At 61.7% G+C, this 24,783-nt stretch carries 19 protein-coding genes and 3 pseudogenes; 1 reads left to right on the top strand and 21 read right to left on the bottom strand.

Going from position 1 to position 24,783, the window contains the following annotated elements:
* Window positions 1-6: 6 nt before the first annotated feature.
* The 21 genes and pseudogenes from OMP40_RS37320 to OMP40_RS37230 form a co-directional block, all read right to left on the bottom strand.
* The gene (locus tag OMP40_RS37320; RefSeq protein WP_277539159.1) at window positions 7-1,431 is read right to left on the bottom strand and encodes an extracellular solute-binding protein; all 1,425 of its coding nucleotides are present in this window, start codon (window positions 1,429-1,431) and stop codon (window positions 7-9) included.
* Window positions 1,432-1,498: 67 nt separating this feature from the next.
* Window positions 1,499-2,383, bottom strand: a complete 885-nt coding sequence (locus tag OMP40_RS37315) for a carbohydrate ABC transporter permease (protein WP_277539157.1) — start codon at window positions 2,381-2,383, stop codon at window positions 1,499-1,501.
* A gap of 13 nt (window positions 2,384-2,396) precedes the next feature.
* Window positions 2,397-3,302: an ABC transporter permease gene (locus OMP40_RS37310; RefSeq protein WP_277539155.1), complete on the bottom strand. Its 906-nt coding sequence runs from the start codon at window positions 3,300-3,302 to the stop codon at window positions 2,397-2,399.
* Window positions 3,303-3,419: 117 nt separating this feature from the next.
* The gene (locus tag OMP40_RS37305) at window positions 3,420-5,207 is read right to left on the bottom strand and encodes a sensor histidine kinase (RefSeq protein ID WP_277539153.1); all 1,788 of its coding nucleotides are present in this window, start codon (window positions 5,205-5,207) and stop codon (window positions 3,420-3,422) included.
* The gene (locus tag OMP40_RS37300; RefSeq protein WP_277539151.1) at window positions 5,204-6,835 is read right to left on the bottom strand and encodes a helix-turn-helix domain-containing protein; all 1,632 of its coding nucleotides are present in this window, start codon (window positions 6,833-6,835) and stop codon (window positions 5,204-5,206) included. The genes OMP40_RS37305 and OMP40_RS37300 overlap by 4 nt, the downstream gene beginning before the upstream one ends.
* A 78-nt stretch (window positions 6,836-6,913) precedes the next feature.
* On the bottom strand, window positions 6,914-8,014 hold the full coding sequence (locus tag OMP40_RS37295) for a hypothetical protein (protein WP_277539149.1): 1,101 nt from the start codon (window positions 8,012-8,014) through the stop codon (window positions 6,914-6,916).
* 126 nt (window positions 8,015-8,140) lie between these two features.
* Entirely contained in the window at window positions 8,141-9,241 is a 1,101-nt protein-coding gene (locus tag OMP40_RS37290; protein WP_277539146.1) for a GntR family transcriptional regulator, read from the bottom strand.
* 96 nt (window positions 9,242-9,337) lie between these two features.
* Entirely contained in the window at window positions 9,338-9,757 is a 420-nt protein-coding gene (locus OMP40_RS37285; RefSeq protein WP_277539144.1) for an HAD-IA family hydrolase, read from the bottom strand.
* 142 nt (window positions 9,758-9,899) lie between these two features.
* A pseudogene (locus OMP40_RS40955) lies at window positions 9,900-9,995 on the bottom strand (HAD hydrolase-like protein); the annotation flags it as partial.
* Window positions 9,996-10,186: 191 nt separating this feature from the next.
* Window positions 10,187-11,320 (bottom strand): S-layer homology domain-containing protein, encoded by a 1,134-nt coding sequence (locus OMP40_RS37280; RefSeq protein ID WP_277539142.1) that lies wholly within the window; start codon window positions 11,318-11,320, stop codon window positions 10,187-10,189.
* A gap of 242 nt (window positions 11,321-11,562) precedes the next feature.
* Complete coding sequence (locus OMP40_RS37275; protein WP_277539139.1) at window positions 11,563-12,090, bottom strand: hypothetical protein; 528 nt, start codon at window positions 12,088-12,090, stop codon at window positions 11,563-11,565.
* A 13-nt stretch (window positions 12,091-12,103) separates the two neighbouring features.
* Complete coding sequence (locus OMP40_RS37270; RefSeq protein WP_277539138.1) at window positions 12,104-12,244, bottom strand: hypothetical protein; 141 nt, start codon at window positions 12,242-12,244, stop codon at window positions 12,104-12,106.
* Window positions 12,245-12,290: 46 nt separating this feature from the next.
* A pseudogene (locus OMP40_RS42880) lies at window positions 12,291-12,644 on the bottom strand (discoidin domain-containing protein); the annotation flags it as partial.
* Window positions 12,645-14,925: 2,281 nt separating this feature from the next.
* Window positions 14,926-15,972, bottom strand: coding sequence for an alpha-galactosidase (locus OMP40_RS40950; RefSeq protein WP_338131384.1), 1,047 nt, complete (start codon window positions 15,970-15,972; stop codon window positions 14,926-14,928).
* Window positions 15,917-17,089: a glycoside hydrolase family 36 N-terminal domain-containing protein gene (locus tag OMP40_RS40945; protein ID WP_338131383.1), complete on the bottom strand. Its 1,173-nt coding sequence runs from the start codon at window positions 17,087-17,089 to the stop codon at window positions 15,917-15,919. Before OMP40_RS40945 ends, OMP40_RS40950 begins: the two co-directional genes overlap by 56 nt.
* Before the next feature lie 20 nt (window positions 17,090-17,109).
* The gene (locus tag OMP40_RS37255; RefSeq protein WP_277539133.1) at window positions 17,110-17,928 is read right to left on the bottom strand and encodes a carbohydrate ABC transporter permease; all 819 of its coding nucleotides are present in this window, start codon (window positions 17,926-17,928) and stop codon (window positions 17,110-17,112) included.
* Window positions 17,928-18,698 carry a carbohydrate ABC transporter permease gene (locus OMP40_RS37250; protein WP_277539131.1) on the bottom strand — a complete coding sequence of 257 codons (771 nt, stop codon included), beginning with the start codon at window positions 18,696-18,698 and terminating at the stop codon, window positions 17,928-17,930. The genes OMP40_RS37255 and OMP40_RS37250 overlap by 1 nt, the downstream gene beginning before the upstream one ends.
* A gap of 162 nt (window positions 18,699-18,860) precedes the next feature.
* A complete protein-coding gene (locus tag OMP40_RS37245; protein ID WP_277539737.1) occupies window positions 18,861-19,631 on the bottom strand; it encodes an ABC transporter substrate-binding protein in 771 nt (256 codons plus the stop codon).
* A 16-nt stretch (window positions 19,632-19,647) separates the two neighbouring features.
* Window positions 19,648-20,040, bottom strand: a pseudogene (locus OMP40_RS37240) (ABC transporter substrate-binding protein); the annotation flags it as partial.
* 362 nt (window positions 20,041-20,402) lie between these two features.
* Window positions 20,403-21,992, bottom strand: a complete 1,590-nt coding sequence (locus OMP40_RS37235; protein WP_277539129.1) for a response regulator — start codon at window positions 21,990-21,992, stop codon at window positions 20,403-20,405.
* Window positions 21,986-23,782, bottom strand: coding sequence for a sensor histidine kinase (locus OMP40_RS37230; RefSeq protein WP_277539126.1), 1,797 nt, complete (start codon window positions 23,780-23,782; stop codon window positions 21,986-21,988). Before OMP40_RS37230 ends, OMP40_RS37235 begins: the two co-directional genes overlap by 7 nt.
* A gap of 222 nt (window positions 23,783-24,004) precedes the next feature.
* On the opposite strand from OMP40_RS37230, the gene map reads away from it, so the two are divergent.
* Window positions 24,005-24,757: a type I methionyl aminopeptidase gene (gene map, locus OMP40_RS37225; RefSeq protein ID WP_277539124.1), complete on the top strand. Its 753-nt coding sequence runs from the start codon at window positions 24,005-24,007 to the stop codon at window positions 24,755-24,757.
* The last annotated feature ends 26 nt before the right edge of the window (window positions 24,758-24,783 follow it).

Raw genomic sequence — 24,783 nt, 5'->3', positions numbered from 1 at the left:
TTGTTTTTATCGAAAATGCCGTAGTACTCCGCGTTTTTGCCGTCCGCGGTCTTTTTTGCCGTCGCGAATCGCTTCGTACAGCGCCTGGTCCTTGAACACCTTGACGCCGTCCTTTAATTCGTACAAGCCGGCGCTCTCCGGCCCCCAGACGGACAGATCCATCGCTTCCTCGGTTTGGAACCAGTCGAAGTATTTCAGCAGACGCGGGATGTCCTTCACGTTTTTGTTGATCATGATGTTGTAAAAACCGGCCGGGTAGGAAGGGTCCACGTAGGAGGCATGGCCCGTGTCGATCTCGTACTGCGATTTGGGCCACGGGATCGGGCGAAGCTCCGCTTCGGGATCGAGCTGCTTCAGGCTCGTGCGGGCGCCGTTCGTATCCGGCACGCTGAACATGGCGGCGACGCGCCCGGAGGCGATCTTCTGCTGAAGCTGCTCCGGCTTCTGCAGCAGGTAATCCTTGTCCAGCACGCCGTCCTTGAACCACTGACGGAGCTTCGCGTAATAGGTTTTCATGTTCGGATTGCCGATGAACCCGGCGACCTCTCCCGTATCCGGATTGGCGTAATAGCCGCCCGTAGGCGCATAAAGGGAGCTGATGTGGTAGGCGCCCCAATCGGGAATCGACAGCGGGATGACCGGCTTGCCGTCTACCTTGAGATCCAGCTTCTGAATGTCGTAGAGCAGCTTCTCGAAATCCTCCGGCGTCTCGATCGGCGGATCGAGCTGCAGATCGGCGTCGGTCAGCTGCCGCGGATTTTGATCGAGCTCGGCTTGAATGTCCTTGACCGTCTTGAACTTGTAGCCGAGCTTCTTCAGGATGTCTTCGCGAAGCATGAAGGCCCAGTTCACCGGATCGCGGTGGAAAATATCGGCTTGCATGGCTGCGGCGACTTCGGGGTTGCCCGCATCCGGCATGGCGCTGGTCGGCAGGGCGACCAGCTTGCCGGCGACCTTGAGCGAATTCCAGCCCGTATCCGATACATACTTGTCGGTATTGACCATGAGACTTTGATATTCGCTCAAATCGGCGAATGCGCCGGTCGAGTACAGCAGCGACAGATTCGGGTTGTCCACGAGGACGACGTCGGGCAGATTGTTGGCGGCGACCAGCATGTTCACCCGCTCGACCGGACTTTGACCTGCCGAGAATACGATGTCCGACACTTTGACGTTGAATTTTTGCTCGACGACCGGCGTGACGACATCGTTCGGATTGTTGTACCCGAACAGCGCCGTCGGGTGCACCGTGTCAAGGAATGTGTAGGAAAAGGGCGCTTCAGCGGAAGCTTGGGCGGATGCGGCTCCCGATGCGGACGAACTGCCCGAGGCGTTGCCCGCATCGTTGCCGCCGCCGTCGGAGCAGCCCGCCAATGCGGATAAGGCCAGCGCAGCCGCGAGCGCAAGCGGTAATGCTTTTTTTTCTGCCATGTGTGTGACCCTCCAGTGATTGATCTGATCTATATTAACGCACGGCCTGTCGTGCGCTAATAACGCGTTAGCCTTTGACCGCCCCGATCATCATGCCTTTGACGAAGTAGCGCTGCATGAACGGGTAGATGCATAGAATCGGAAGCGTGGATACCATAAGCGTCGTCATCTTGATCGCCTCGGAAGTGACCTGCGTCTTGCTCTGCGACATTCGCATGATCTGCTCGACCGTCGTCGCCTGCGATTCCAGAATGATCTTGTACAGCAGCGTCTGGATCGGCAGCAGGTCCTGCTTCGTCACGAACAGCAGCGCGTCGAACCAGGCGTTCCACTGGGCGACCCCGGCGAATATCGATAGCGTGGCCAGCAGCGGCAGGCTCGACGGCAGCACGATCCGGAAGAAGACGACCGCGTCGCCTGCCCCGTCGATGCGCGCCGACTCCTCGAGCGAAGGCGGGATCTGGTCGAAGAACACTTTGGCGAGCAGCATGTTGAAGGCGCTGAACAGCATCGGCAAGATGTACACGAGGAAATGGTTGGACAGCCCCAGCTTCACGATGATGACGTAGAAGGGGAGCAGGCCGCCGCTGACGAACATCGGAATCATAAAAAACACGATGATGGGCTTGCGCCAAAGCAGCTGGTTTTTGGTGATGGCGTAAGCGACCATGCAGACGACGAGCACATGCAGCACCGTGCCGAGAACCGTGCGGGCCGCGGAAATAAAGAATGCATTCATGATGCCGGCATTGCCGAGCACCGCTTTGTAGTTGTCCAGCGTAGGCTTGACGGGCGCGAACGTAATCGTCGTCGCTCCGGCGGCGACGCCGTCGCTGACCGAATAGAAGAGCACGTACAGAAACGGATAAACCATGATGGCGGACAGCAAAACGAGCAGGGAAACGTTCAGGATGGAGAAGAGCCGTTCCCCGCCGGTCGCTCGGATGTTCAACGTCTTCTCCTCCTTACAGCAGCTTGGTGCCGTTCATTTTGTTGCTGAACTTGAAGCCCGCGAATACGAGGATCGAGGCGATGACTGATTGGGCCAGCCCGATCGCGGTCGCGTAGGAAAACTTGATCATCTGGACGCCGTTGCGGTACACGAACGTGTCGATGACGTCCGCCTTTTCCTGCACGAAGCCGTTCATGAGGTTGAACACCGCTTCGAAGTTCACGGATACGAGCGAGCCGAGCGACAAGACGAACATGAGCGCGATCGTCGGCACGATCGACGGCAGCGTGATGTAGATCATGCGCTGGAACCGGCTCGCCCCGTCCACCATGCCCGCATTGTGAAGCTCCGGATCGATGCCGGAGATCGCCGCCAGATAGATGATCGAATTCCAGCCGATGCTCTTCCACACGGACGCCAGCACGAGGATGAACCAGAAGTACCCCGGCGACTGCATGAAGCTGACGGGCGCGAAGCCCAGCTTGACCAGCGCCAGATTGACGATGCCGCTTTCGGTGTCGAGCAGCCGGTAGACAAGACTGGCGATGAATACCCAGGTGATGAAATGTGGCAGGTACGTCACGGACTGCACGACCTTGCGGAACCTGGACGAGGCGACGGCATCGATCATCAGCGCCAGCGCGACCGGCGCGGGAAATCCGATCAGCAAGGTAAGGCCGCTGATCGCCAGCGTGTTGCGCAGCGCCGCATAGAAGTCGGGGTCCGTCAGGAACGCCCTGAATTGATCCAGGCCGACGAATTCGCCGCGCAGAAATCCGTCCGATACCCGGTAATCCTGGAACGCCATCACAAGACCCGCCATGGGCGCGTACGAAAAGACGAGCACGGCTGCCGCGCCCGGCAGCAAAAACATAAACAGGACACGCTGCCTCCACAGCGTCAAACCGATTGATTTCACAGTTGTCTCCCTCCGTCGGTATGTCGTTCTGTGTCTGTGATGTCATTGTAGCCCGACCATGAAAGCGAATACAGAACACAAAACACCGATTGGGAGGTGCAGATGAACGACAAGCGTCTAGCTGTCTTCGCCCCCGCCGGCGGCAGGCAGCGTGACGATCACGGACGTCCCGCTCTCTCCGCTTTGCACGCTTACGCCGTAGCCTTCGCCATAGACGAGCGCGATCCGCTTTTTCACGTTGGACAATCCGTAACCCGGCTTCAGCCGGCCAAGCGACTCGTTGCGGTTGATCTTCGCCGCGATATCCGCATCGATGCCGATTCCGTTGTCGGAGACGACAAATACGACTTTGCCGTCCACCGCGCGGTACCCTTCGATTCGCAGCAGCCCCTGCCGCTTCGACGGCCGGATGCCGTGCACGACGGCGTTCTCGACGATCGGCTGCAGCAGCAAATGAAGCGCGGGGACGTCCAACAGCTCCGGCACGACGTCGATCTCGACCGCGAACGACATGTTATAGGTGAACTGCAAAATTTGCGTATATTCCCGGATCATCTCCAGCTCCTGGCCGAACGTCGTCTCGCCGCCGCCTTTGTTCAAAAAACGCTTGAAAAAGCGAATCAGGCTTTCCGTCACGCGCTGAATATCCGCCGTCCCGGCCTGCTTCGCCCGCCATTGAATCGTCGCCAGCGTGTTGTAGAGCAAGTGCGGATTGATCTGCAGCTGCAGCAGGTCGATCTGAAGCGTCGTCTTCTGCCGCTCCAGCCTGACCCGTTCCTCCGTCATGCCGTTCAGCGAGGTGATCAGCCGGTTAAAGGCGCCGTCGAGCTGGCCGATCTCATCCTTGCCCGCGATGACGGAGAGCGGCTCCAGTCCGTGCTCCTTCACGCGATTCATCTTGTTCGTAATCTTGATCAGCCTGCGCGTCGTCAGATGGGAAATGAACACCGTCGCGCCCAGACAGAGCAGCACGCTGACGATCAGGATCGTCGCCGTCGCAAGCGCGATGCCCCGCAGCGAGCCGGTCACGACATGATAGGGCACGACAGAGGTGAACTGCCAGCCCGTGATGCGGGATGCCGTAGCGGCGACCAAATAGTCGCCGTCCGGCAGCCGGATTCGTCCTACCTCGCTGCCCGTCTCCCGCATGCGATGCAGAACCGCTTCAATCTCCGCTGCGGGCAGCTCCGGGCGGCTGCCGCTGATGCTGTTGCCGTCCGCATCGAACAGCAGCAGCGCCGCCTCCGAATTTTCGTTGTTTTCCTCCAGCAGCTTTTTCAGCTTGACCTCGGGGATCATGATGGTCAGAATGCCAAGCTCCTCGAGCGTCCGGAACGACTTCAGCGTATGGCTGACCGATATATAGCGCTCACCGTTCTCCTCGTACAGTCCCCGCCATATCATCTGGCTCGATTCGGCGCGAAGCGCTTGAACCCAGGGTTCGCGGTCGACGGCGGTCAGATCGCGGATGATGCCCGTCTCCCTCGGCAGCGACGGATTGTCGGAATAAATAATGACGTTGATCAGCTCGTTGCCCTCGGTGAAGATCTTCGTCGACGAATAGGTCATGTCCAGCAGCACGGGCTCAAGCACGCTGTAGATCCGGTTGCGATAGGCGTCGTACAGCGACGAGAAATCGTCGTACCTGGACGCCAGCGTCTCCTGAAAGCTGGAATTGGCAAAAATGATCTCCGTCTTTCGCTGATACGAATCGAGATTGTAATCGACAAGGGCTGCCGTTTGCTTCAAGTTTTGCAGGAGCAGCATCGTCTCCGCCCGTTCGATCCGGCTCTTCGCGATGCGGTAGTTCATCCATCCGCCGAGCAGCACGACGACCGCGATCAGCAGCGTAAAGGTCAGGACAAGCTTGCGCTTCAGCGTCAAATCTCGAAACCACGCCTTCATAGGCTTCCAGGCCCCCGCGTCTTTTCCCGGTATTCCTTGGGGGTCAGCCCGGTGATCTGTTTGAACACGCTGCGAAAATACGTTTCCTGCCCGTAGCCGACCATGCGGGAGATCTCGTACATTTTGGCGGCCGTCTCCCGGAGCAGCTTCTGTGCCGCCTTGATGCGCACATGCGTCAAGTGTTCCAGGATCGTCTGTCCCGTCTCCTGCTTGAATACGAAGTTCAAATAGTTCGGGCTGTAATGAAGGCTGTCGGATATCGCTTTGACCGTCAGCGGCTCGTCGTAGCGCGCTTCCATCAGCCGCTTGGCTTCCCGCACGACGGCGCCGGACTTGTGCTCGCACTGCGCCTCCATCCAGCGGGCAGACGCATCCAGGAAGGCGATCAGCCATTGCCGGATATCCGCGATCGTCTCCAGCTTCAGCAGCCGCTCCCACTGGAGCTCGGGCGCTGCGCCGCTGTGCGCCAAGTCCAGATTGCGTTCGCTAAGCAGCAGTTGGACGCAGGAGACGATGCCGAGACATTGCCCGCGAACGGCATGCGCGCCGCGCAGGCCGCCATCGGCGAGCAATCTGTCGGCGAACCGCTCCGCCTCTCCGCTTAGCAGGGCCCGGTTCACCTCGTCCAACATCCCCTGGGACAGGCGGCCGCCGCGCTCGGCCGCCTCGCCGCCAGGCTCTACCTCGTCCGCGCTGATCAGCTGTCCATGCCCAAGCCGGAACTTGTGCGACAGCGCCTGCGCGGCCTGCCGGTAGCCCTCCGCCAGCCGATCAAGTCCGCTTATCGGGCTTCCGATGCCGATCGTCAGGCTGAATCCCGCATCCGAGGCCTCCTGCCAGATCCGCTCCGCCGCGGCGAACGCCCGATCCGACGCAGCGGCGGCATCCGCTTCCTCCTGGCTGCCGAACAGACAGACGCCCCAGCGCAAGTCCTCCGCCTTGCAGATCAGGCAGTCCGGACGATCCGCCAGCGCCCTTGTCACGATGTCCGATACGCGCAGCAGCAGCAGCTCCCGCTCCGCCACCGGCGCTTCGTCGAGGCGGGCGCCCGGATCGTCCAGTTCTACCGCCAGCACCGCATACGGACCGGCCGGCACGGACAAGGAAAAAAGCGCAGCTGCGCCTCGATCTTCTCTTCGTCGCCGCCCAGCCCCGCGAACCAGCTGCGCACAAAGCGTTCCTCCAGCAAAGGCATGCTGGCCTGCAAGGCTTGCTCCAGCCGGACGCGCTCGTCGATCTCGCAAAGGCGGCGCTTCTTGTCGTCGATGATGCGCTGCAAGGCGCTTACCAGTTCCTCGTCGACAATCGGCTTCAATATAAATGAAAACGCATTCAAATCGATCGCTTTTTTTGGCGTATTCGAACTTCTCGTAATAGGTGAAAAAAATAAGATCGACCTCTGGATGGCGGCGGCGCAGCGCCTCGGCGAACTCGATGCCGTTCATGAACGGCATCTCGATGTCCGTCAGCACGAAGTCCGGCGCTTCCCGTTCAATGAAGGCAAGCGCCTCCCGTCCGTCGCAGGCTTCCCCGGCAACCTCAAGCTCGAGGTCCGACGCCGAGATCAATTCCTTCACCGTCTCCCGCTCGACGAAGAAGTCGTCGACGATAAGCAGCTTAAACGTCATCCTGTATCAACTCCCAATCCTGGTCGTTTAAAAAAAGCCGCCCGGTCGCGAAGGACCGAGCCGGCTTGATTTTTTATGCTATGGAAGCGTCACCTGGCATTGATAGACATCCATGCCGTTGTTCTCCGCGAGCAGGCGGAACGACCGTCCCGTGTCCTGGATCCGGCCGATCGTATCCGTATTGCAGACGGTAAAATAGGGCCGTGAGAGATCCTCCCTGGAAATATCCAGCGTTACAGGCTCGCTCCAGAAGAGAAGATCCGGGCTGAACGATACCTGGCAAGCGCCCAGTCCTCGAACCCAATTTTCGCGGCGATAGCTCGTCATCATGTAGCCGCCCAGATGGCTGTTAAAGGAAATGAACGGAACGTTGCCCTGCGCAATGACCGCGGACTCCTTCCCCCCGTTGCCCGGCTCCGAGAAAGCGCCGTCGTACAGCTTGCGCCAGGTGCCCTGCCTGCCTTTGCCGGAGATCGGCGCCCTTGCCGCGTAAATGTGATCCTCGTGGCGATACGTCGCGCGCTCTACCGTAATCTGCGAATAAAAAATATAAAAGTAACCGTCGCGCGTATTCGGATAAAAGCAAAAGTCTCCCGCGCCCAGCGAAAACCGCTCCCCGGGCTGGCCGCCTTCCATGCCGTCGGGCCGGTAAGCATCCGTCCAGCACGGCTGTTCCGAAGTGATGATCCATTCGAGAAAATCCCACGTCCGCCCCTCGTCATCGGAAGCCATCAGCCCGATATGACGGAAATCCGGCTCTCCCTCGCCTTCGCCGTAAGCGTTGTAAGACGAATCTCCCGCTCCCCACGCCGTCTCGTTATGGACGAAGGCGTAAAATCGGCCGTCCTCGGGATCGATCCACAGCCCGTAGGGCCAGATCAACCCGCGGGATCGCGGTCCGTCCGGATAAGGAATGCCGTGGAAAGCTTGGCCGGCGGCACCCATATCGAAGTTGTAAGCGATTGCGCAAATCTTCGTCAGATCGTCCGCGCATGTGCCCCGCCACAACGTGATTTCTCCTAAATTGTTGTGACCGACCAATGCCCAAAGCGCGTCTTTCGCATCCCGGCACATGGCCAGCGTCCCGTCCTGATAAACGCCGTTATCGTTCGTAAAGGGCGACAGTCTCATCTCCGAAACCGTCCAGCCCCGGTCCGTCAGCGTCCCCGTCTTGTTCACCTGCGCGCCTCCCTTTCCCGTGCTCTTTTCATTTTAGAAAAGCGCGGAACGGTCCGCCCAGCATGCAATGCAACGATCGGGGGCTGAAAAAAGAACGAAGGTTGAAAAGGCCGCAGCCGATTCGCGTTAACGGATCGCAGGCCCGGCCGCGGATTCGCGCACGATCAGCTGCGGCTTGTAGATGTGGCCGACGCCGCGGCCGCCCGCGGCTTTGTCCAGCATCGTCACCAGCGACTGCGCGGCGCGCTCGCCCAGTTCCGCCTTCGGGTGGGAGACCGTCGTCAGCTTCACCTCGGTCGCGGTCGCCAGGAACGAGTCGTCGAAGCTGACGATCGACAGGTCCTCGGGGACCCGGAGCCCCGCCTCGCGGATGACGTCCAGCAGCGACACGGCGAGCTGGTCGTTGTAGCAGACGATCGCCGTCGGCGGCTCCGGCCGCGCGAGCAGCTCGCGCAGCGCCTCCTGCGGCCTGTCGTCGCGGTTTTCCGTGCGGTAGCGCACGAGCAGGTCAGGCGGAACCGACAGACGGCGCTCCCGATGCGCCTGAACGAAACCCTTCATCCGGTGCACGCCCTGCAGATCGTCCGTCTTGAAAAGCCCGACGATCGCGCGGTGTCCGGCCGCGAGCAGATGCTCCGCCGCCAGGACGCCGCCCGCTTCGTCGTCCACCTTCACGCAGGGCCAGTCCAGATCCGGATACTGCTCGTTGATCATCAGCATCGGAATGCCGTGGTACTCCAGCGCCATGAACGTCTCGTAATTCGGGTTGCCCTCCGCGCTCTTCGTCGGCTCGACGATGAGTCCGCACACGCCCTGCGACAGCATCGTCTCCAAGCTCTCCCGTTCCTTCTCCTTGCTGCCTTCGGTGCTGGACAGCAGCAGCCGGTAGCCCTTCTCCTTCAGCGCGGCCTCGACGCCCCGCACGATGGAGGGGAAAATATAATCCGAGATATGCGTCGTGATCAAGCCGACCATCCGGCTGGCGCCCGGCCCTCTGCGATCTCCCTGAAGCTTGGCCACGAACGTGCCCTTGCCCTGCTCGCGGGACAGCCAGCCTTCGCTGACCAGCTCGCCGATCGACTGCCTGACCGTCTGGCGGCTTAAGCCGAACTGCTCGGCCAGCTCGTTCTCGGATGGCAGCTTGTCCCCGGGACGGTACTTGCCCGCCGCGATCCAGGAGGCGATCTCTTCCTTTAACCGCTGATACTTCGGGTATTGCGGATTCAAACCGTTCACCTCGCGCAAAACGTATAGCAGCTATTATAGCACAGCGGCGCACTTGTACGTACAATCAATAGCAGCCGGCTGCCCGCGGTTAAACGGTTAGTCGTTCCAGCGCGCCACGAGCATTTCGAGCTTTTGCCCGTCCAGCGTCGGCACGACCAGATCCGCTTCGGAAAAGTCGAGCCCGGCCGTCATCGCGTTCGGTACGGCGATGCCATATAGCCCGGCCGCCTTGGCGGCTCTCAGCCCGTTCAGCGAATCCTCGATGGCGACCGCCTCGCCCGGCTCCACGCCAAGCGATCCGACGGCCAGCCGGTACAGCGCCGGGTCCGGCTTTACCTTTTCCACGTCGTCCGCCGTGTGGATCGCGTCGAAATGTCTCCGCAGGTCGAGCCGTTCCAAATGCGGTTCGATCCATGCGCGGTAGGAGCTCGTGGCGAGACCGACCGCGAGCCCCAGCCGCTTCGCCTCCTCCAGCGCGTCCAGAATGCCCGGCAGCAGCGGCACCTGGTGCACCATCCCGGCGTACAGCTCCCCCGAACCGGGCGTCGAACCAGGCGCGATCGATCGTCTCGCCGGTGAAGGCCGACAGCTCCGCGCACGCGTCGAAGCCGTGCAGCGTGCCGATCGCGCCTGCCCACTTGTCCATCGGCAGCTCGTGGCCCCGCTCCCTGAAGATTCCGTTCATCGCCTCGTAAGTCACGGTTTCCGTATCCAGTATCGTCCCGTCAAAGTCGAACACGACCGCCTTGATCATCGCTGTCATCCGCTCCCTTTCTGCTTCCCAGGCCGCCCTGCGCAGTACGCCCCGCCTGCGACAAAGCGCTCCGGCAATGGCCGGAGCGCTCTTTTGACCTACTGTACCATGACGGGAGAAGCCGCGGCAAGGCCGGAACCCTGAAATGCCGCAGCCCGGTATCGCTAGCATGCAGTCCGCAAAGCTTCCGGTCAGGCGTCCAGCAAGCCCGCGATCAGCTTCGCGCCCTCGGCCCGGGTCATCCGGCCCTGCGGCTCGAACCGGCCTTGGCCGCGGCCATCGATCAATCCGCGCTGCTCCGCGGCGCGTACGGCCGCCTTCGCCCAGGAACTGATCGCAGCGCGGTCCTCGAATGCGGCATCCCCTTCGGCCGGCAGCTTGACGCCCTTCTTCCATTCGTATGCGCGGACGATCATGACGGCCATTTCCTCCCGCGTGATCCGCTCCGCGGGCGCAAAGCGGCCGTCGATCCGTCCCGTCGCGATGCCCGCTTCGCTCGCGGCGCGGACGGCGTCGGCATACCACTTCGAGGCGTCGACGTCCTTAAACCTGGAATCGCCCTCGGCTCGGGGGCTCAGGCCAAGTCCCCTGGCAAGCATGGCCGCGAACTCCGCTCTCGTCACGAGTCCGCCCGGCGCGAACGCCGATTCGCCGATGCCTTCGACGACGTGCCTGGCCGCCAGGCGCCGGATCGCTTCGCTTGCCCAGTGTTCGGGCCCGACGTCCGCGAAGCGCTTCTCGTACGACAATGCGGCATACGTGCTGAAATGAGAGATACGGGCGATGAGCTTCCCGTTCTCCCAAGCGCCGCCCGCATAATCGATCTTGCCGTCCGACGCGATATGGTAGATGCCCAGCAGGCTCCGGTCCGCGTTCGGATCGGCCTCGAGCGTCAAGGTCAACGGCTCGTCGAAGGCCGTTGCCGGGATCTCGGTCCCGTCCCGCTTGACGACGGACAGGCCGAAGTCGTAGACTTCGCTGCCGACGGCCAGCGCGAGCGAACCGCTGCCGGCAGCCGCCTGAACGCGGTTCGCAGTATCCGGCGCGGACACTTTGATCGCCGCGAAGCGGATCTTGGCGCCTTCTCTTTGGTCGGCGGGAATCAGTGCTTTCAAGCTTTCCAGACTCGCCTTATTAAAGGTGACGGCCATCTTCCCGCCGGACACGACAAGGGCGCGGTCCCCCACGAGATCCGCCGCGGAGATCGGCAGCAGCGCGGCGTTCACGGCTTCGGGGAGCCGAACCGTAACGGCCTGCCCCGCCGGCGCAGCGAGATCCGCCTCCTTGACGACAAGCTCCGTCGCCGGCGTTGGCGGCGGCGGCAACGACGTCGAAGGCGGCGGCGGCGGAGAAGACGGCTCCGGCGTCGCGGTCGGTTCCGGCGATGGCGTCGGATCGCCAGGGTCGCCGTGGTCGCCTGGATCGCCGGGATCGCCGGGATCTCCAGGATCTCCAGGATCGCCGGGATCTCCCGGGTTCCCTGGGTCGCCTGGATCGCCCGGCTCCCCCCGGATCGGTCGAATCCGCAGGCGATTTGTAGATCGTGAAGATCAGGTCGCGCCCGCCGTTATTTTCCCTCGTCCAGGTCTGGCCCCCCGTCGGAAGATACGGCCTCGTAGCCGCCGGCATACGGATTGCCGTCGGCATAGGCGAAGCCGTACTTGTTGTCGGTCGAGCCGTTGTCGGCCGTGCCGGGCGACCGGAGCACGATGCCGTACGTTTTCGCCGGATCGAGATCCTTCAGTCTCGGATAGATCGCATACGGCGTCGGATCGCCCGGGATGTTGTTGGAGGCCAGCGACGCCGTGAACAGCGTCTTCGCGGGTTTGCCGTCGGCCCCAACCTCCACGATATCGACGTAGTAATTATCCTCGGGAACGGCGTTCACGTAGCTCTCGTACACATACAGGTCCAATCTCGGCAGCGTGGAAGAGGTCACCGCGAACGTCTGCATCCGCTGCGTCGTCCCGCGAATGTCCGAATATTTCGCATACGGAACGGCGCTGTCGTCCTGGTCGATGACGGAGCCGGCATTGCCCGTGACGTTATAAATTTCAAGCTCCTTGATCGAGGGGAGAAACCTGTTTTTGTTCATATAAAGCCGAATCTTAGAGGTCGTGACCGTCGGGAAGTCGAAGATCCGCTTGTCCCCCCAGCGTGTAGCCCTTCGCGAGGTCCGCATAGGCGGAACCAGTCCAGTACTGCAGGGCGTAAGTAACGTTCGGAAAATATTGATCCCCCCCCGCCATCCTCCTTCACGACGACGCGGTTGACCTCCGTCTCGGCCTCAAGGTCGATCTCCAGCCACTGGTCGTTCACCTGACCGTTCGCCGCGCTCCAGCGGGTCGACTCGTCCCCGTCCCTCGCGTTCCATGCCGCATACCAATACGAGTCGTATTCGGAAGAAGCGGCGGCCGGCTTGCCGAGCGCCAGGTTTTCCGGCGGCGTCGGCAGCGCGGAGCCTGCGGGCGAGATGCGCAGAATGACGGATTCGCCCGCCTCCTGCAGCCGGGTATAGCCGCCCGTGTGCGTGCCCAGATTCGTGCCGCTGTACAGCTCCGTGACGGTATAAGACTCCGCAGGGCTCAGTCCGATGTCCGCGAACGTCACCGTATGCTCGGCCGATCCGTTCAGGTTCCAGTTCGACATGCCGACGAGCTTGTCGCCGCCGCGGTCCGTCAAGTAGATGACGGGAGGCGAGTGCTCCAGCTTGTTCGTAATGTTCGTCATCGATACCGGCCTGGCCGCCTTGCCCTGGCCCGCGATGCCGATCAGCTCCGGATTCAGGTACGGAGCGAGCCGGTCCTCCGATACGAAGGGCATATTGTCGCCCAGGATCAGATGCCCGCCCCCCCCCCAGGAAGTCGATGGTGGCCTTCAGTCGGCTTTCGTTCAGCGTATATTTGTCGAAGCCGTTCGCGATGTTCTCCGGGATCGCCATGTCGGGATCGTTGTATTCGTAGAGCGTCCCGTTGGTCCACCAGGAGGCGGCCGCGTTCAGCGCCTGGCGCTCGATGCCCGAATACAGGTTGTTCTGCAGCGGAATGGTCGTATCGATGCCCGACCTTCGCCCGTGCGCGTAGCCCGACGGAAGAAGCGGCGCGATGGACTCGTTGATGAAGATCGGACGGTCGGCGGACAGCAGCGCGTCGCGGGCGACCTGCATGCCGAGGCGGTACGCCTGAATCCCGTTCATGCTCGGATCGTAATGCTTGCCCTCGAACATGCCGAAGTCGAGAAAATCCAGCTTGACGTAATCGAAGCCCGTGTTGACGAAATAGTACGCCATCATGTTCCGGATGAACGCCTGTCCGCCCGGGTGGGTCGCGTCGACGATGTACGTGTCCAGATACGTTTTGATCGGTACGCCGTCCTCGTCCTTCAGCGCGATGTCGCCGTAAGTGTATTCGGGCGCTGCCGGCACGGTCTCGGACAGATCCCACCAGATGGCGAACGGCACCTCGTAGCCGCCGGCCTTCATCCCTTTGCCGTGCACGTAGTCCGCATAATCCTTGAAGTCCGCGCTGGTGCCGGTGCCCGACGGACCCTTGAAGCAGCAGTCCAGATTCATGTAAGTATAGCCCAGGGGCTTCAAATGCTCGGCGAAATAATCGACCATCGCATGCATGGACGCATCGGTCGGCATGCCGTAGAACGTATAATAAGTGTTGTAGCCCATCGGGACGCCGTCGGTCCACGGCAGCTTCGGATCCCCGATCGCGTACGTGCTGCCGAACTGCTCCAGGCCGTCGCGGTAATCGTCGTAATAGCCGAGGAAAAACAGGTCCGAAGCGACGGTCGTTCCGCTCTGCGTGCCGCCCGCGTTGTAGACGGAGAAGCCGGTCAACGGCCCGTTGGCGGCAGCCGCCTGGCCGAGGGACTGCATGCTTTTCCACTTGAACGTGGTGGCGGCTCCGCCGATGAAGCCGTGCTTGTTCCCATCGTCGAACATGGCGGCGACCCAATAGCTCGTCCCGTTGAACGGGGACCAGGTCGTCGCAAGGTCCTTGGGGCGATCGTAGCCGTTCTCGCTGAACCCGAAGTCATGGACGGGCGCGACGCCGAAGTCGGTGTTGTTGTTATAGGGCGCGGTATAGATGCGTTTGTCCGTGCCTTCCCCGATGTCCAGATTGTCCGCCGCGACCGGCTCCATGACGTCGATCGTCTGCGGGTCTTCGCTGCGCACGGTCATGCTGGCGAGCGCGAAGGGCTTGCCTTCGTACAGAGACAGGCGAAGGTCCATGCTGGCGCCGTTATCGAACGTGCTCGTAAGGGTCAGCGTCTTCCCGGTCCCGTACGGATCGGTGCCGTCCTCGCCGACGTCGGACCAAGTCGCCGCGGCGTCGGCCGCGGCGTACGAGTACATGCGGACGGGCGTGTCGTAGACCGTATCCGCGACGCTGTAATCCGAGTAAAATCCGTCCATGACGCGGGTCGCGCCCGCGCTCCAGCTGCCTCTGCCCGTAGACAGATCGTACTCGATCGTCAGAATGCCGTTCGTTGCCGTGACGATATCGCCGGATTGCCCGATCGATACCTCCGGCCCATCGTTGTCCGCCGCGCGCGCCGCGGGCGCTCCTGGCGCTAGCGCGCCGACCAGCAGCACGGCTGCCATGACGATGGACGTACTCCAGCGAAAATTCAATGATATCCCTCCAGCCTTCTGTTGTTAGCGCATACAAGTGCGCCGCGACCCCATTATAGGTCCGTCCCGGAAGGCGGAACAATTTAATAAAATGTGCAAATCATGTCCAACTTTATGGTATGGCGCAGTGCGGGCGGGACGAAAAGAAGAGCGGAAATCCCCGCGGGGAATAACCGCTCTTCCAAGCAAATAGTGACTCGCCTTCTCGCCTTTAGCTAATAACCGCCCATCGGGCTAATTGCGGCTCACCTGTAGCTGGCTCGCGCCCAGCCGCCGCTTCGTCTCTCAGGACTTGGCCGCCGCATTCGTCCGCTTGACGCGCAGCAGCCAGCTGACATCGTCGCCGCGAAGCGTCAACGGGACGCCCAGATGCATCAGCGTCGATCCGCGCCGGACGAAGCCGGGCGATCCGTCGTCGCTTCGCACCTCGTAGTACGCATCCGGGACGAGTCCGCGAAGGCGCAGACGGCGCTCGGCTCCGCCGAAGCGCTGCGCCTGCAGGAAGGCGAACACGACCGCCTCTTCGCCGTCGGCATCGACATACTGGCAGGCGGCGACGTTCGAATCGCGCAGCGATTCGAGCCTGTGCAGGTCGCCTTCGGCGATCAGATGCCGGATCTCCTTGTATAAGCCGACGTACCGGGCGGCCGTCTCCATCTCCTCGTCGGACCAGCGCCCGATGTCCGCGCCGATGCCGAGCCCTCCCATCATGGCGCTGTGGAACCGGTAGGACAGCGGCAGCCTTCTGCCGTTGAAGCCGCTAGGCGACTCGGTCACCCAGCACATCATAATAGAGGGGCTGTAGGCGTAAGTGAAACCCTCCTGAATGCTCAGGCGGTCCCTTGCGTCGGTATTGTCGCTGATCCATGCCTGGTCGGCATAACGGAGGATGCCGAGATCGATTCGGGCGCCCCCGCCGGCGCATGTCTCGAATTCGACGTGCGGGAATCGCGCCCTGAGCTCCGCCCAGATCTCGTACAGATGCTCGACGTGGCGGATCCATACCGATTTTCCGGCGCCAGCTCCCGCTCCCGCGCATGCCCAATCGCCCGGTTCGCCGCCCGGCTCGGTCACGGTGCGGTTCATGTCCCACTTGATGAACGAGATGTCGTGCCTGGACAAGAGCTCGGTCATGAACGCCAGCACGAACGCCTTCACCTCGGGCTTGCCCAGGTTCAGCAAATATTGGTTCCGCAGCTGCGTGCCCGCTCTGGCAGGAAATCGATAGATCCAATCCGGATGGCTGCGGAACAGGTCGCTGTCCGGATTGACCGACTCAGGCTCGACCCAGAGGCCGAATTCCATGCCCTGCGCCTTGACGGCGTCGATCAACTCCCCCGAGCCCGTTCGGAAATTTCTCCGCGTTGACGCGCCAGTCCCCCAGACCCGCCCGGTCGCTGTTGCGCTCGCCGAACCAGCCGTCGTCGACGACGAAGCGCTCCACGCCAAGTCGCGCGGCGCGCGCCGCAAGCGCCAGCTGATCGCGAACGTTCACCGCGAATTCGGTCGCCTCCCACGAATTGTACAGCACCTTGCGCGGCGCCCTTCCCGGCAGAATCTCCTCCCGCTGGTAGCGGTGAAGCTTGCGGCTCATGTCGCCGAAGCCGCCGGCCGCGAAGCCGCCGACGAAGACGGGCGATTCGTACGACTCGCCAGGTCCGAGCGCGAACGCGCCGTCGAAGTCGTTCACGCCGCCGGCCACGCGGATGCCGCCGAACGTCGTGCGTTCGAATGCGAGCTTCCAGTTGCCGCTCCAGGCGAGCGCGCCGAACCATACGCGGCCGCCGGTCTCGCTCGCGCCGCCGTCGTCGAGCGCGAACCAGGGATTGGCATGCGGTCCCGTGAAGCCTCTGCGCGATTCGAGCGTCTTTTTGCCCTCGGTCAACGGGGCGGATCGCAATTGATATTCGCCGGCCCAGCGCCCCGTCACGTGGGTCAGCCGGTAGTCGGACAGGCCGCCCACCGACCAAAGAGCGGCCATGACCTGCTCGATGCGCACGGGGGACGTCTCGCCGTTGCGCACGATCGCCCGGCGCTCGATCAGGTCGTGGCGATGAATCGGCCTGTAGCGGAGTTCGACGCGCAGCGCGTAGTGCGCGTCCTCCAGATGGACGGCGAGCGTTTCCCCGTCTTGGCCCTCATGTTCGATCTTGCAGCCGCAGTAGACGAGCCGCACGTCCCGGACGCCGTCCGCGAACGTCGCCTTGAGACCCGGCTCGGCATAGCCCGCGCCGCCCCATCCCCCGTACTCCTCGGTCTCGCGGTCGACCGCGGCGTCGAAGGAGCTGTGCGACCGGCTTTTCAGCAGCTCGGCCGCATCCGGCGCGTCGATCGGCTCTCCCCAATACAGGTGCTGGAGCGTGCCGGCGTCGTTGACGCCGAACAGGTAGGACGAGCGCGCGGTGCGGATCTCGAACAGTCGTCGAACTTCGTAGTAAGCAATCGGCATCGTTATTTTCTCCTTTGCGTTTACCCTTTGATGGCGCCGGCGGCGATGCCCTTGACGATGAATCGCTGCATGAACAGGAAGAACGCCACGATCGGGATCATGCCCATGACCGCGTAAGCGAACGCCAGGTTCAGATCGCTGCTGTATTGGCCGAAGAAGTAATACTGCTGCAGCGGAATCGTCCGGAAGCTTTTGTCCTGCAGGTAGAGCAGCGGCAGCAGGAAGTCGTTCCAGATGTAGAGCACGTTCAGCACCGCGACGGTAGCCGTCACCGGCTTCAGCAGCGGCAGGACGATCCGGAAAAAGATGCCTGGCGTCGTGCAGCCGTCGATCCTCGCCGCCTCCTCGATCTCGCGGGAGATGCCGCGGACGAAGCCGGCGAAAAACAGGACGCCCATCTGCACGCCGAAGCCGCCGTACACGAGCGCGATGCCCCAGTGGTTGTTGATGAGATGCAGCGACTTGCCGAGCTTGTAAAGCGGCAGCATCGTCACCTGGAAGGGCACCATCATGCCCGACAGAAACAGCAGGAAGACGATGTTGTAGAACGGCTTGTTGCGCCTCGCGATCGCATAGCCGGCCAGCGAGGACGCGATCAGGATCAGCGCCACGGAAAGGGCGGTGACGATCGCGCTGTTCAGGACCGCCTTCGGGTAGTCCGAAGTCTGCCAGGCGTGAACGAAGTTGGCGAAGTCGAGCCTGGCGGGCAGCGCGTAGAACGAATCGAACGTCTCCTTGGCGGATTTGAATGCCATCAGCGCCGCGACGTACAGCGGGAACAGGAACAGAACGGCCAGCAGCGCCACGACGGCGAAGGCCGAGATTCGGGCGGCTCTCATTACAGATCGACCTCCCGTCTTCTGAACAAGCCGATCTGCGCGATCGTGACGAGCACCAGCACGACGAAGAAGATCATCGACAGCGCCATCCCGTAGCCGGCCTTGTAGTTATCGAACGAGGTCCGGTAAATATACGTCGACATGACCTCGGTGGAGAATGCGGGACCGCCCTTGGTCGTGACGTAGACCAGATCGAACACCTTCAGCGCGCCGGTCAGCACGAGCAGCATGTTGATCGTCACCGACGGCGCGAGCAGCGGGAACGTAATGTGCCTGAACGACTTCCACACGCCCGCGCCGTCGATCTTCGCGCTCTCGGCGAGCTCGCCCGGTATGCCTTGCAGGCCGGCGATGTAAATGATCATCGGCGAGCCGACGCCCTGCCACACCGCGACCGCGATCAGTCCGTACAAAGCCTGGTCGGGATTGCCGAGCGGGCTGGTCACGTCGATACCGAGATGACCGAGCAGGTTCGGAAAGCCTTGGCTGTAGTTGTAGCCCCAGATGAAGCCGGACAGTACGATGGAGATGACGCTCGGCAGGAAAAAGATCGTGCGAAACGCGTGGCGCCCCGGCAGATACGCGTCCAGCAGCAGCGCGAGCGCGAGCGACAGCGCGTTGACCACGATCGTCAGCGCGATCGCGTATTTGAACGTGTGCCACAGCGCGCTCCACAGATCGGAGTCCTGCACGGCCTTCACGTAGTTATCCCAGCCAATGTAGTGCAGCTTCGGCGCCACGCCGTCCCAATCGGAAAAGGAGTAGCGCACGCCCGTCGCGAGGGGGAATGACGACGGCCGTCGCGAACAGGAACAATGCGGGCAAAAGAAAAAGAAGATACCAGGCCTCGCCGCGCGCGAGGCGCTTTAAGTTCGTCATTTCGCGCCGTCCTTTCTATCGGCGGACGAACGGCACGGGCAGCGCCCGTGCCGTCATCGCCATTTATCGCAGCTTAGTTGTGGTTCTTGGCGATCCAATCGTCCATCTCTTTGACGACTTGATCGACGTCGGACTTTTTTGAAGAACAGCTTCTGCAGCGCCTGGGTGAACGGCGTTCCCCAGTCGATCGTCGTCTTCGCCAGGTACATCTGGGAGTTGTAGAGCTCTCCGCCGTCGAAGTACGGCTTCAGGTCGTTCACGGCCGGCGCGATGTTCGTGTCGGTGCCTTTCACGTAGCTCAGCGTGTTGATGTTCTGTACGACGAGGTCCCCGCCTTCCTTGCTCGCGAAAAACGCGAGGAACTTCTCGGCGGCTTCCTTGTGCGCCGACTTGCTGCTGACGGCGAGCGAGGCGTCGGGATTGAACTCGAGCTTGTTCAGGCTTTCGTCGTTGCTGAACGGATATGGGAAGTAGCCCATGTTGTTATACAGCTCCGGATTTTTCTTCTGAATGTCCGCGAGCGGCCACGTGCCCATGTACATCATGCCGACGTCGCCCTTGGCGAACAGATCGACCGCCCCGTTGTAATCGACGCCGAGCTGGTCCTTGTTGCCGAGGTCGAACAGCTGCTGCGCATGCTCGATCATGACCTTGGTCGCCGGGTTGTCGGAAAATTTGACCGCGCCCGTCTCCAGCTTCTCGAAAAAGTCCGGCTGGCCGAACACGAGCGCCGAGTTGCTCGGCATATCGCGGGTAAGCCACATGCTGAGCGTCCAGGGATCCTTCCAGCCAAGGGCGAACGGCGTCTTGCCGGCGTCCTTGATCTTTTTTGGCGGCCGCGATCAGCGCGTCGTACGTCCGCGGGATCTCGATGCCGAGATCGCCGAATATTTTTTTGTTGTAGAAGACTGCGATCGGGTTCGCGTTCACCGGCAAAATATAGTTTTTGCCGTCGGTCGACTGCGAGTCCAGGACGCTCTTGTCGAAGCCGGACAGGAAGTCCTTGCCGGTCAAGTCCTCGAGATACCCGCCGTCCGCGAACAGCTTCGTCTGCGCGCCCGCATTCAGCGTGAAGACATCCACGACGTCGCCGCCGGCCATCTTCGTCTTCAGCAGCGTGTAGTAGTCGTCGTACTTGACCGGCTGCACGTCGACCTTGATGTTCGGATTCTCGCTCTCGAACTGCTCGACGATCTTGGCGACGCCGTCCGTGAAGTCGCTTTTGAAATGCATGAACGTGATCGTCGCCGGCTTGCCGTCCGCGGCCGGCTCGGACGCCTGAGCGCTTGCGGAAGCGCTCGCCGTGCCGGCGGGCGACGAAGCCGAATCGGAGGCGCCTTGCGCGTTCTCGTCGTTGCCGCCGCCGCACGCGGACAGCGAGAGCGCGAGCAGCGCCGCGCCGATGCTTGCGTTTAACGCTTTTTTCATGTTCTGTATCCCCTTGTCGTCATTTTCGAACGCGGCCGGGCTGCGGCCTGTTCCTGCTCTCATGTTACAGACCGTCCGCCGGTCCCGGAATCCAATAATTTGGCGGGCTCGTGTTCACTTTTTTGCCCGCTGCGGCTCGTGCGCCATAAGCGAAGAGGCATGCACGATCATGCATGCCCAATCGATTCGCGGTATTCGGACGGCGTCTGCGAGGTGTGCTTCTTGAACACCTGGCTGAAGTAGCGCTGGTTCTCGTAGCCGACCAGCTCGGCGATCTCGTTGATCTTCCGCTCCGGCGAGGCGAGCAGCTCGCAGGCCTTCTCCATCCTTTTGCGCGTTACGTATTCGATGAAGTTCTCCTGCGTCGCCGACTTGAACAGCTTGCTCAAATAGCTCGGATCGATATGGTAGCGGGTCGCGACGTCGATCAGGCTGACATCCTCGAAGTAATGCGCATCCAGGTAGCGGACGATGTCCTGAACGATGCGCATGGATTCGGGCGCGTCCCGGCTTAATTCGGCGAAAGCCTCCGCGGCGCGGACAAGCTCGTCCAGATAGGCCTGCAGCCCGCCCGCCTCCATGACGCCGCCGATCGCAGCGGCTTCGAACAGCGGCGCGAACTTCGCGGGCAGTCCCGGCATCGCCGACTTGGCGGCCTCGGCCAGCCGTGCCAGCTCTCGCTGAACGTCCCCGATCGTCGTCGCCGGGCGGCTCGAGATTTTGCGGACGAATTCGTCCAGCGTCAGGCGCACGTCGCGGGCGTTCCCTGCGTCGAAGGCATGGGACAAGCGCCGCATATCGAACGAGGACAGCAGCTCGGCGACGGCAGGTGCGGGTTCCCCGTCAGGAGAACTGATCGTCAAGCCCGCATAGGCGAACGCGCAGCGATGTAAAGCGAGCAGGGCCGCTTGATAGGCGTCGGGCAGTTCCTCCAGGGAGGCGAACGCGGCGCTGAGTCCGACCGCGACGTCGCCGCCCAGCGTATGGGCGACCGCCTGCTGGAATGCGCCCAGCGCTTCTCCGGCGCGCAGGTCCGGGTACGCGGAGCAGGGCAGGATGAGGCACAGGCGAGACCTGTCGTCCGTCTTGAACATCAACGTCCCTTCGTCCCGCAGCACCTCGCGCATGATATTTTCCAGACCGAACATGTACAGGTCCGCATTGCCCCTGAACCGGGAAGCCGAGATGCCTTGAAATTGCCGAATCCGGCATACGGCCGCGCGATAGCCGGCGCTCTCGGCGGGAAGCCCCAGCTCGCGGACTTGCCTCCGAATGTCCGCGCCGTTCGCGATGCGCCGCTCCGCCACGTGCTGCAGGAACACCTCGGTCTTGAGCCTCGCCATGTCGAGCGACGACTTCCTCCCCAGCTGGCGGTCCGAGAACTCGTCCACGGCCCGAATCGCCTTGTTCATCGCCTCGCGAAGCTCGCTTACGGCGACCGGCTTGAGCACGTATTCGCAAGCCTGATATTTGAGCGCCGCCTTCAAGTACTCGAACTGCGAGTAGCCGCTGATGACGATCGCTTTGATCTCCTCGTATTCGCGATGAAGACGCGCCAGAAACTGCTGCCCGTTCATAACCGGCATGGACATGTCGGTGACGACGATATGCGGCTTGTTCGCCCGAATCAGGTCCAGCGCCTCTTCCCCGTTTTTCGCCTCCGCGACGACCTCGACCGGCAGCCCCGACTGTTCGATCAGCTTGACGATCGCTTTGCGCCCCGGCGCCTCGTCGTCGACCACCATCACCTTCAGCATCGACCTCGCCTCATTTCTTGTATGGAATGCGGATCCGGATGACGGTCCCGAGACCGGGCGCGCTGTCGATGTCGAGACCGCAGGCCTCCCCCGTAAACGAGACGAAGACGTTCGTGCACGTTTTTGAGTCCGATCGACACGCCGGAGAATACTTCCAGCGATCGCCGCTCCAGTCCTTGCCGAATCGCCGCCAGCCTGTCCGCCGGTATGCCCGGTCCGTCGTCGCTCAGCTCGATGACCGCCATATCGCCGTCCCGGAAGGCGCTCGCCCGGATGACGAGCGTCGCGTCCTCTTTCTTTTCCAGCGCGTGCACGATGACGTTCTCCACGATCGGCTGCAGCACGAACCGGATGATCGTCACGTCCATGAAGCCCGCGTCCACCTCGATCTCCGTCGCCAGCGAATCCTCGAACCTCAGCTTTTGTATGTAAAGGTAGTTGTTCACGTGCACCAGCTCTTGCCCGATGGTCGACTCCGTATTGCCCTCGTAGAAGCTGTAGCGGAACATATCGGCGAGCGCGCGGCACATTTCGTGAATCTCGTATTCCCCGATCAGGACGGCTTTGCCTCCGATCGTCTGCAGCGTATTGTACAGGAAATGCGGGTTGATCTGCATTTGGAGCGCCAGCAGCTGCGCCTCCTTGTTCCGAAGCTGCGTCTGGTACTCGAGTTCGACCAGCTCGCGCAGCTTGTTCGTCATGAAGTTGAAGTTGCGCATCAGCTCCGAGAGATCGTCCCGGTAGCTCCTGGGCCGCAGCGTGACCTGGAAATTGCCGCCCCGCACGGACTTCATGGCGCTGCCGAGCAGCTGGATCGGCTTCGTGATCGACCTTTGCACCATGTACGAGCAAACGACGATGACGACCATGACGAACAGGATCGCGCCCACGATCAGCCGAAGCGTATTCCGCCTGTTCTCCTGAAGCTCGGAAGCGGGGAAGAGGATCGTCATGCCGATATTGGCGTTGTCGAGCGTCGAACTGCCGACCAGCAGATTGGGCGGGGTCGCGAATCTTACGGAGCGCGTCTGCTCCGCGGACGGCGCGTCCGGCCTTCGGTATCTCGTTTCCGAATTCGGGTAGGCGTCGCTCGATCGATAGAACGTTTCCCCGTTCGCGTTCTGCAGCGAGATGACGTTCGGCGCCCGGTTCACCGCCTCGATCTCCTTGGCCAGGTCCTTCTGGCGAAGGAAGAACACGAGCGTGCCGAACTTCTTGCGGTAAAAGGGATCGTAAATGCCGATCGCGTAGGCGAACAGCTCCTCCTGGATGGCGGGATCCCGATAAGCGAACATGAGCGTATGCTGAAAAGGCAAATCGAGCAGCTCCGGATAGTGCGGCTCGCCTGCGTCCAGCCGAATGGCGTCGTAGCTGGTGGCGCGGGACCAGGCGTCCTTCAGCTTGTCGTCCGCGCCGTACACCATGATCTTGATGATGTCTTTGTTTTTGTTGATGACGAGCGAGTAATAATTCGCGAGCGTCTCCCGCAAGTACAGGATCTCTCCGTCGTTGTAATCCGCGCCGTGCGCCATCAGATTCAAGACGCGGCTGAAGCTTCCGCCGTATAGCTGCAGAGCGGAAGCCGTGAAGTTGTGAAAATATTCGTCGAGCGAGCCGTACATGTAGTCTGCGCTTTGATCGGCGCTTCTGACGAGCGTCCGTTCCAGCGATCGGGTGCTCGACAGATAGAATAAAAATGACAGGATCAGCATGGGAATCAGCGAAATGACGGCGCTGCTCCATACGATCTTGGTCCGAATGCTCCGGTTCACGAACAGCCATCTCAGCATACCATTTCCGCTCCTGTCGTTACCCATAGGCTGCCGCGCGTGCACTACTGTAGCATGCCGCCGCGTCCCGCGCAATTCAATCGTTGGTGCGAAAGATGTTCGATTTTTTTGTCCTCCCGCACGGCCCCGCCTTGTCGCGCATACTGTGGCTATGCCGGCGAATTGACGCCACTCGGCTAAAGGGTGTATCGTGACCGTAGAATAGAGAGGAGCCTGCAAGTCATGGTGACGCTTAAATCCCCGCAGGAGATCGAGCAGATCAGAGCGGCCGGAGCCGTCGTAGCCGCCTGTCACAAGGAGATCCGCAAGATGATCCGGCCGGGCGTGACGACGTGGCAGATCGAAGAGCTTGTCGAAGATGTCATGGCCGGCTACGGCGCCAGGCCGTTCACGAAGACATACAAGGACTATAAATTCGCCACCTGCGCTTCCGTGAACGACGTCATCGCGCACGGCTTCCCCAACCATACGCCGCTTAAAGAAGGGGATCTCGTCACGATCGATACGGTCGCGGAACTGAACGGATGGCTCGGGGATTCGGCATGGACGTACGCCGTCGGCGAGCTGTCGCCGATAGCCGACAAGCTGATGCGCGTGACGAAGGAGTGCCTGGATATCGGCATTCGGCACGCCGTCATCGGCAATCGGATCGGCGACGCGATGTACCCGCTGCACAAGCATGCGGCAGCGAACGGCTTCTCCTGCGTTCGCGAGCTTGCCGCGCACGGGATCGGCCGGGAGCTCCACGAGGAGCCGAACTTCATTCATGTCGGCATCCCAGGCAAAGGCTTCCGCTTCCAGGAAGGCATGGTCATCACGATCGAGCCGATGATCAACGAGGGCACCTGGCGAATGAAAATCGACGACGATGGCTGGACCGCGCGCACGATGGACGGCAAGCTGTCCGCGCAGTTCGAGCACACGATCGCGATTACGAAGGACGGTCCCGTGATTTTGACCTCGCAGGACGATTGATTTAGCCCGCCATGAGAAAAAAGCCT

This window comes from Cohnella rhizosphaerae, assembly GCF_029525575.1.
Classification (GTDB): domain Bacteria; phylum Bacillota; class Bacilli; order Paenibacillales; family Paenibacillaceae; genus Cohnella; species Cohnella rhizosphaerae.
The sequence above is the reverse complement of the archived record's forward strand: the minus strand, read 5'-3'. Positions and strand labels throughout refer to the sequence as shown.

Coding starts and splice junctions, on each gene's coding strand:
- OMP40_RS37320 (WP_277539159.1), bottom strand. CDS start 1,431: ATGGCAGAAAAAAAAGCATTACCGCTTGCGCTCGCGGCTGCGCTGGCC.
- OMP40_RS37305 (WP_277539153.1), bottom strand. CDS start 5,207: ATGAAGGCGTGGTTTCGAGATTTGACGCTGAAGCGCAAGCTTGTCCTG.
- OMP40_RS37300 (WP_277539151.1), bottom strand. CDS start 6,835: ATGACGTTTAAGCTGCTTATCGTCGACGACTTCTTCGTCGAGCGGGAG.
- OMP40_RS37285 (WP_277539144.1), bottom strand. CDS start 9,757: ATGGTGCACCAGGTGCCGCTGCTGCCGGGCATTCTGGACGCGCTGGAG.
- OMP40_RS37275 (WP_277539139.1), bottom strand. CDS start 12,090: ATGAACAAAAACAGGTTTCTCCCCTCGATCAAGGAGCTTGAAATTTAT.
- OMP40_RS37270 (WP_277539138.1), bottom strand. CDS start 12,244: ATGGCGGGGGGGGATCAATATTTTCCGAACGTTACTTACGCCCTGCAG.
- OMP40_RS40945 (WP_338131383.1), bottom strand. CDS start 17,089: ATGCCGATTGCTTACTACGAAGTTCGACGACTGTTCGAGATCCGCACC.
- OMP40_RS37255 (WP_277539133.1), bottom strand. CDS start 17,928: ATGAGAGCCGCCCGAATCTCGGCCTTCGCCGTCGTGGCGCTGCTGGCC.
- OMP40_RS37235 (WP_277539129.1), bottom strand. CDS start 21,992: ATGCTGAAGGTGATGGTGGTCGACGACGAGGCGCCGGGGCGCAAAGCG.
- OMP40_RS37230 (WP_277539126.1), bottom strand. CDS start 23,782: ATGCTGAGATGGCTGTTCGTGAACCGGAGCATTCGGACCAAGATCGTA.
- map (WP_277539124.1), top strand. CDS start 24,005: ATGGTGACGCTTAAATCCCCGCAGGAGATCGAGCAGATCAGAGCGGCC.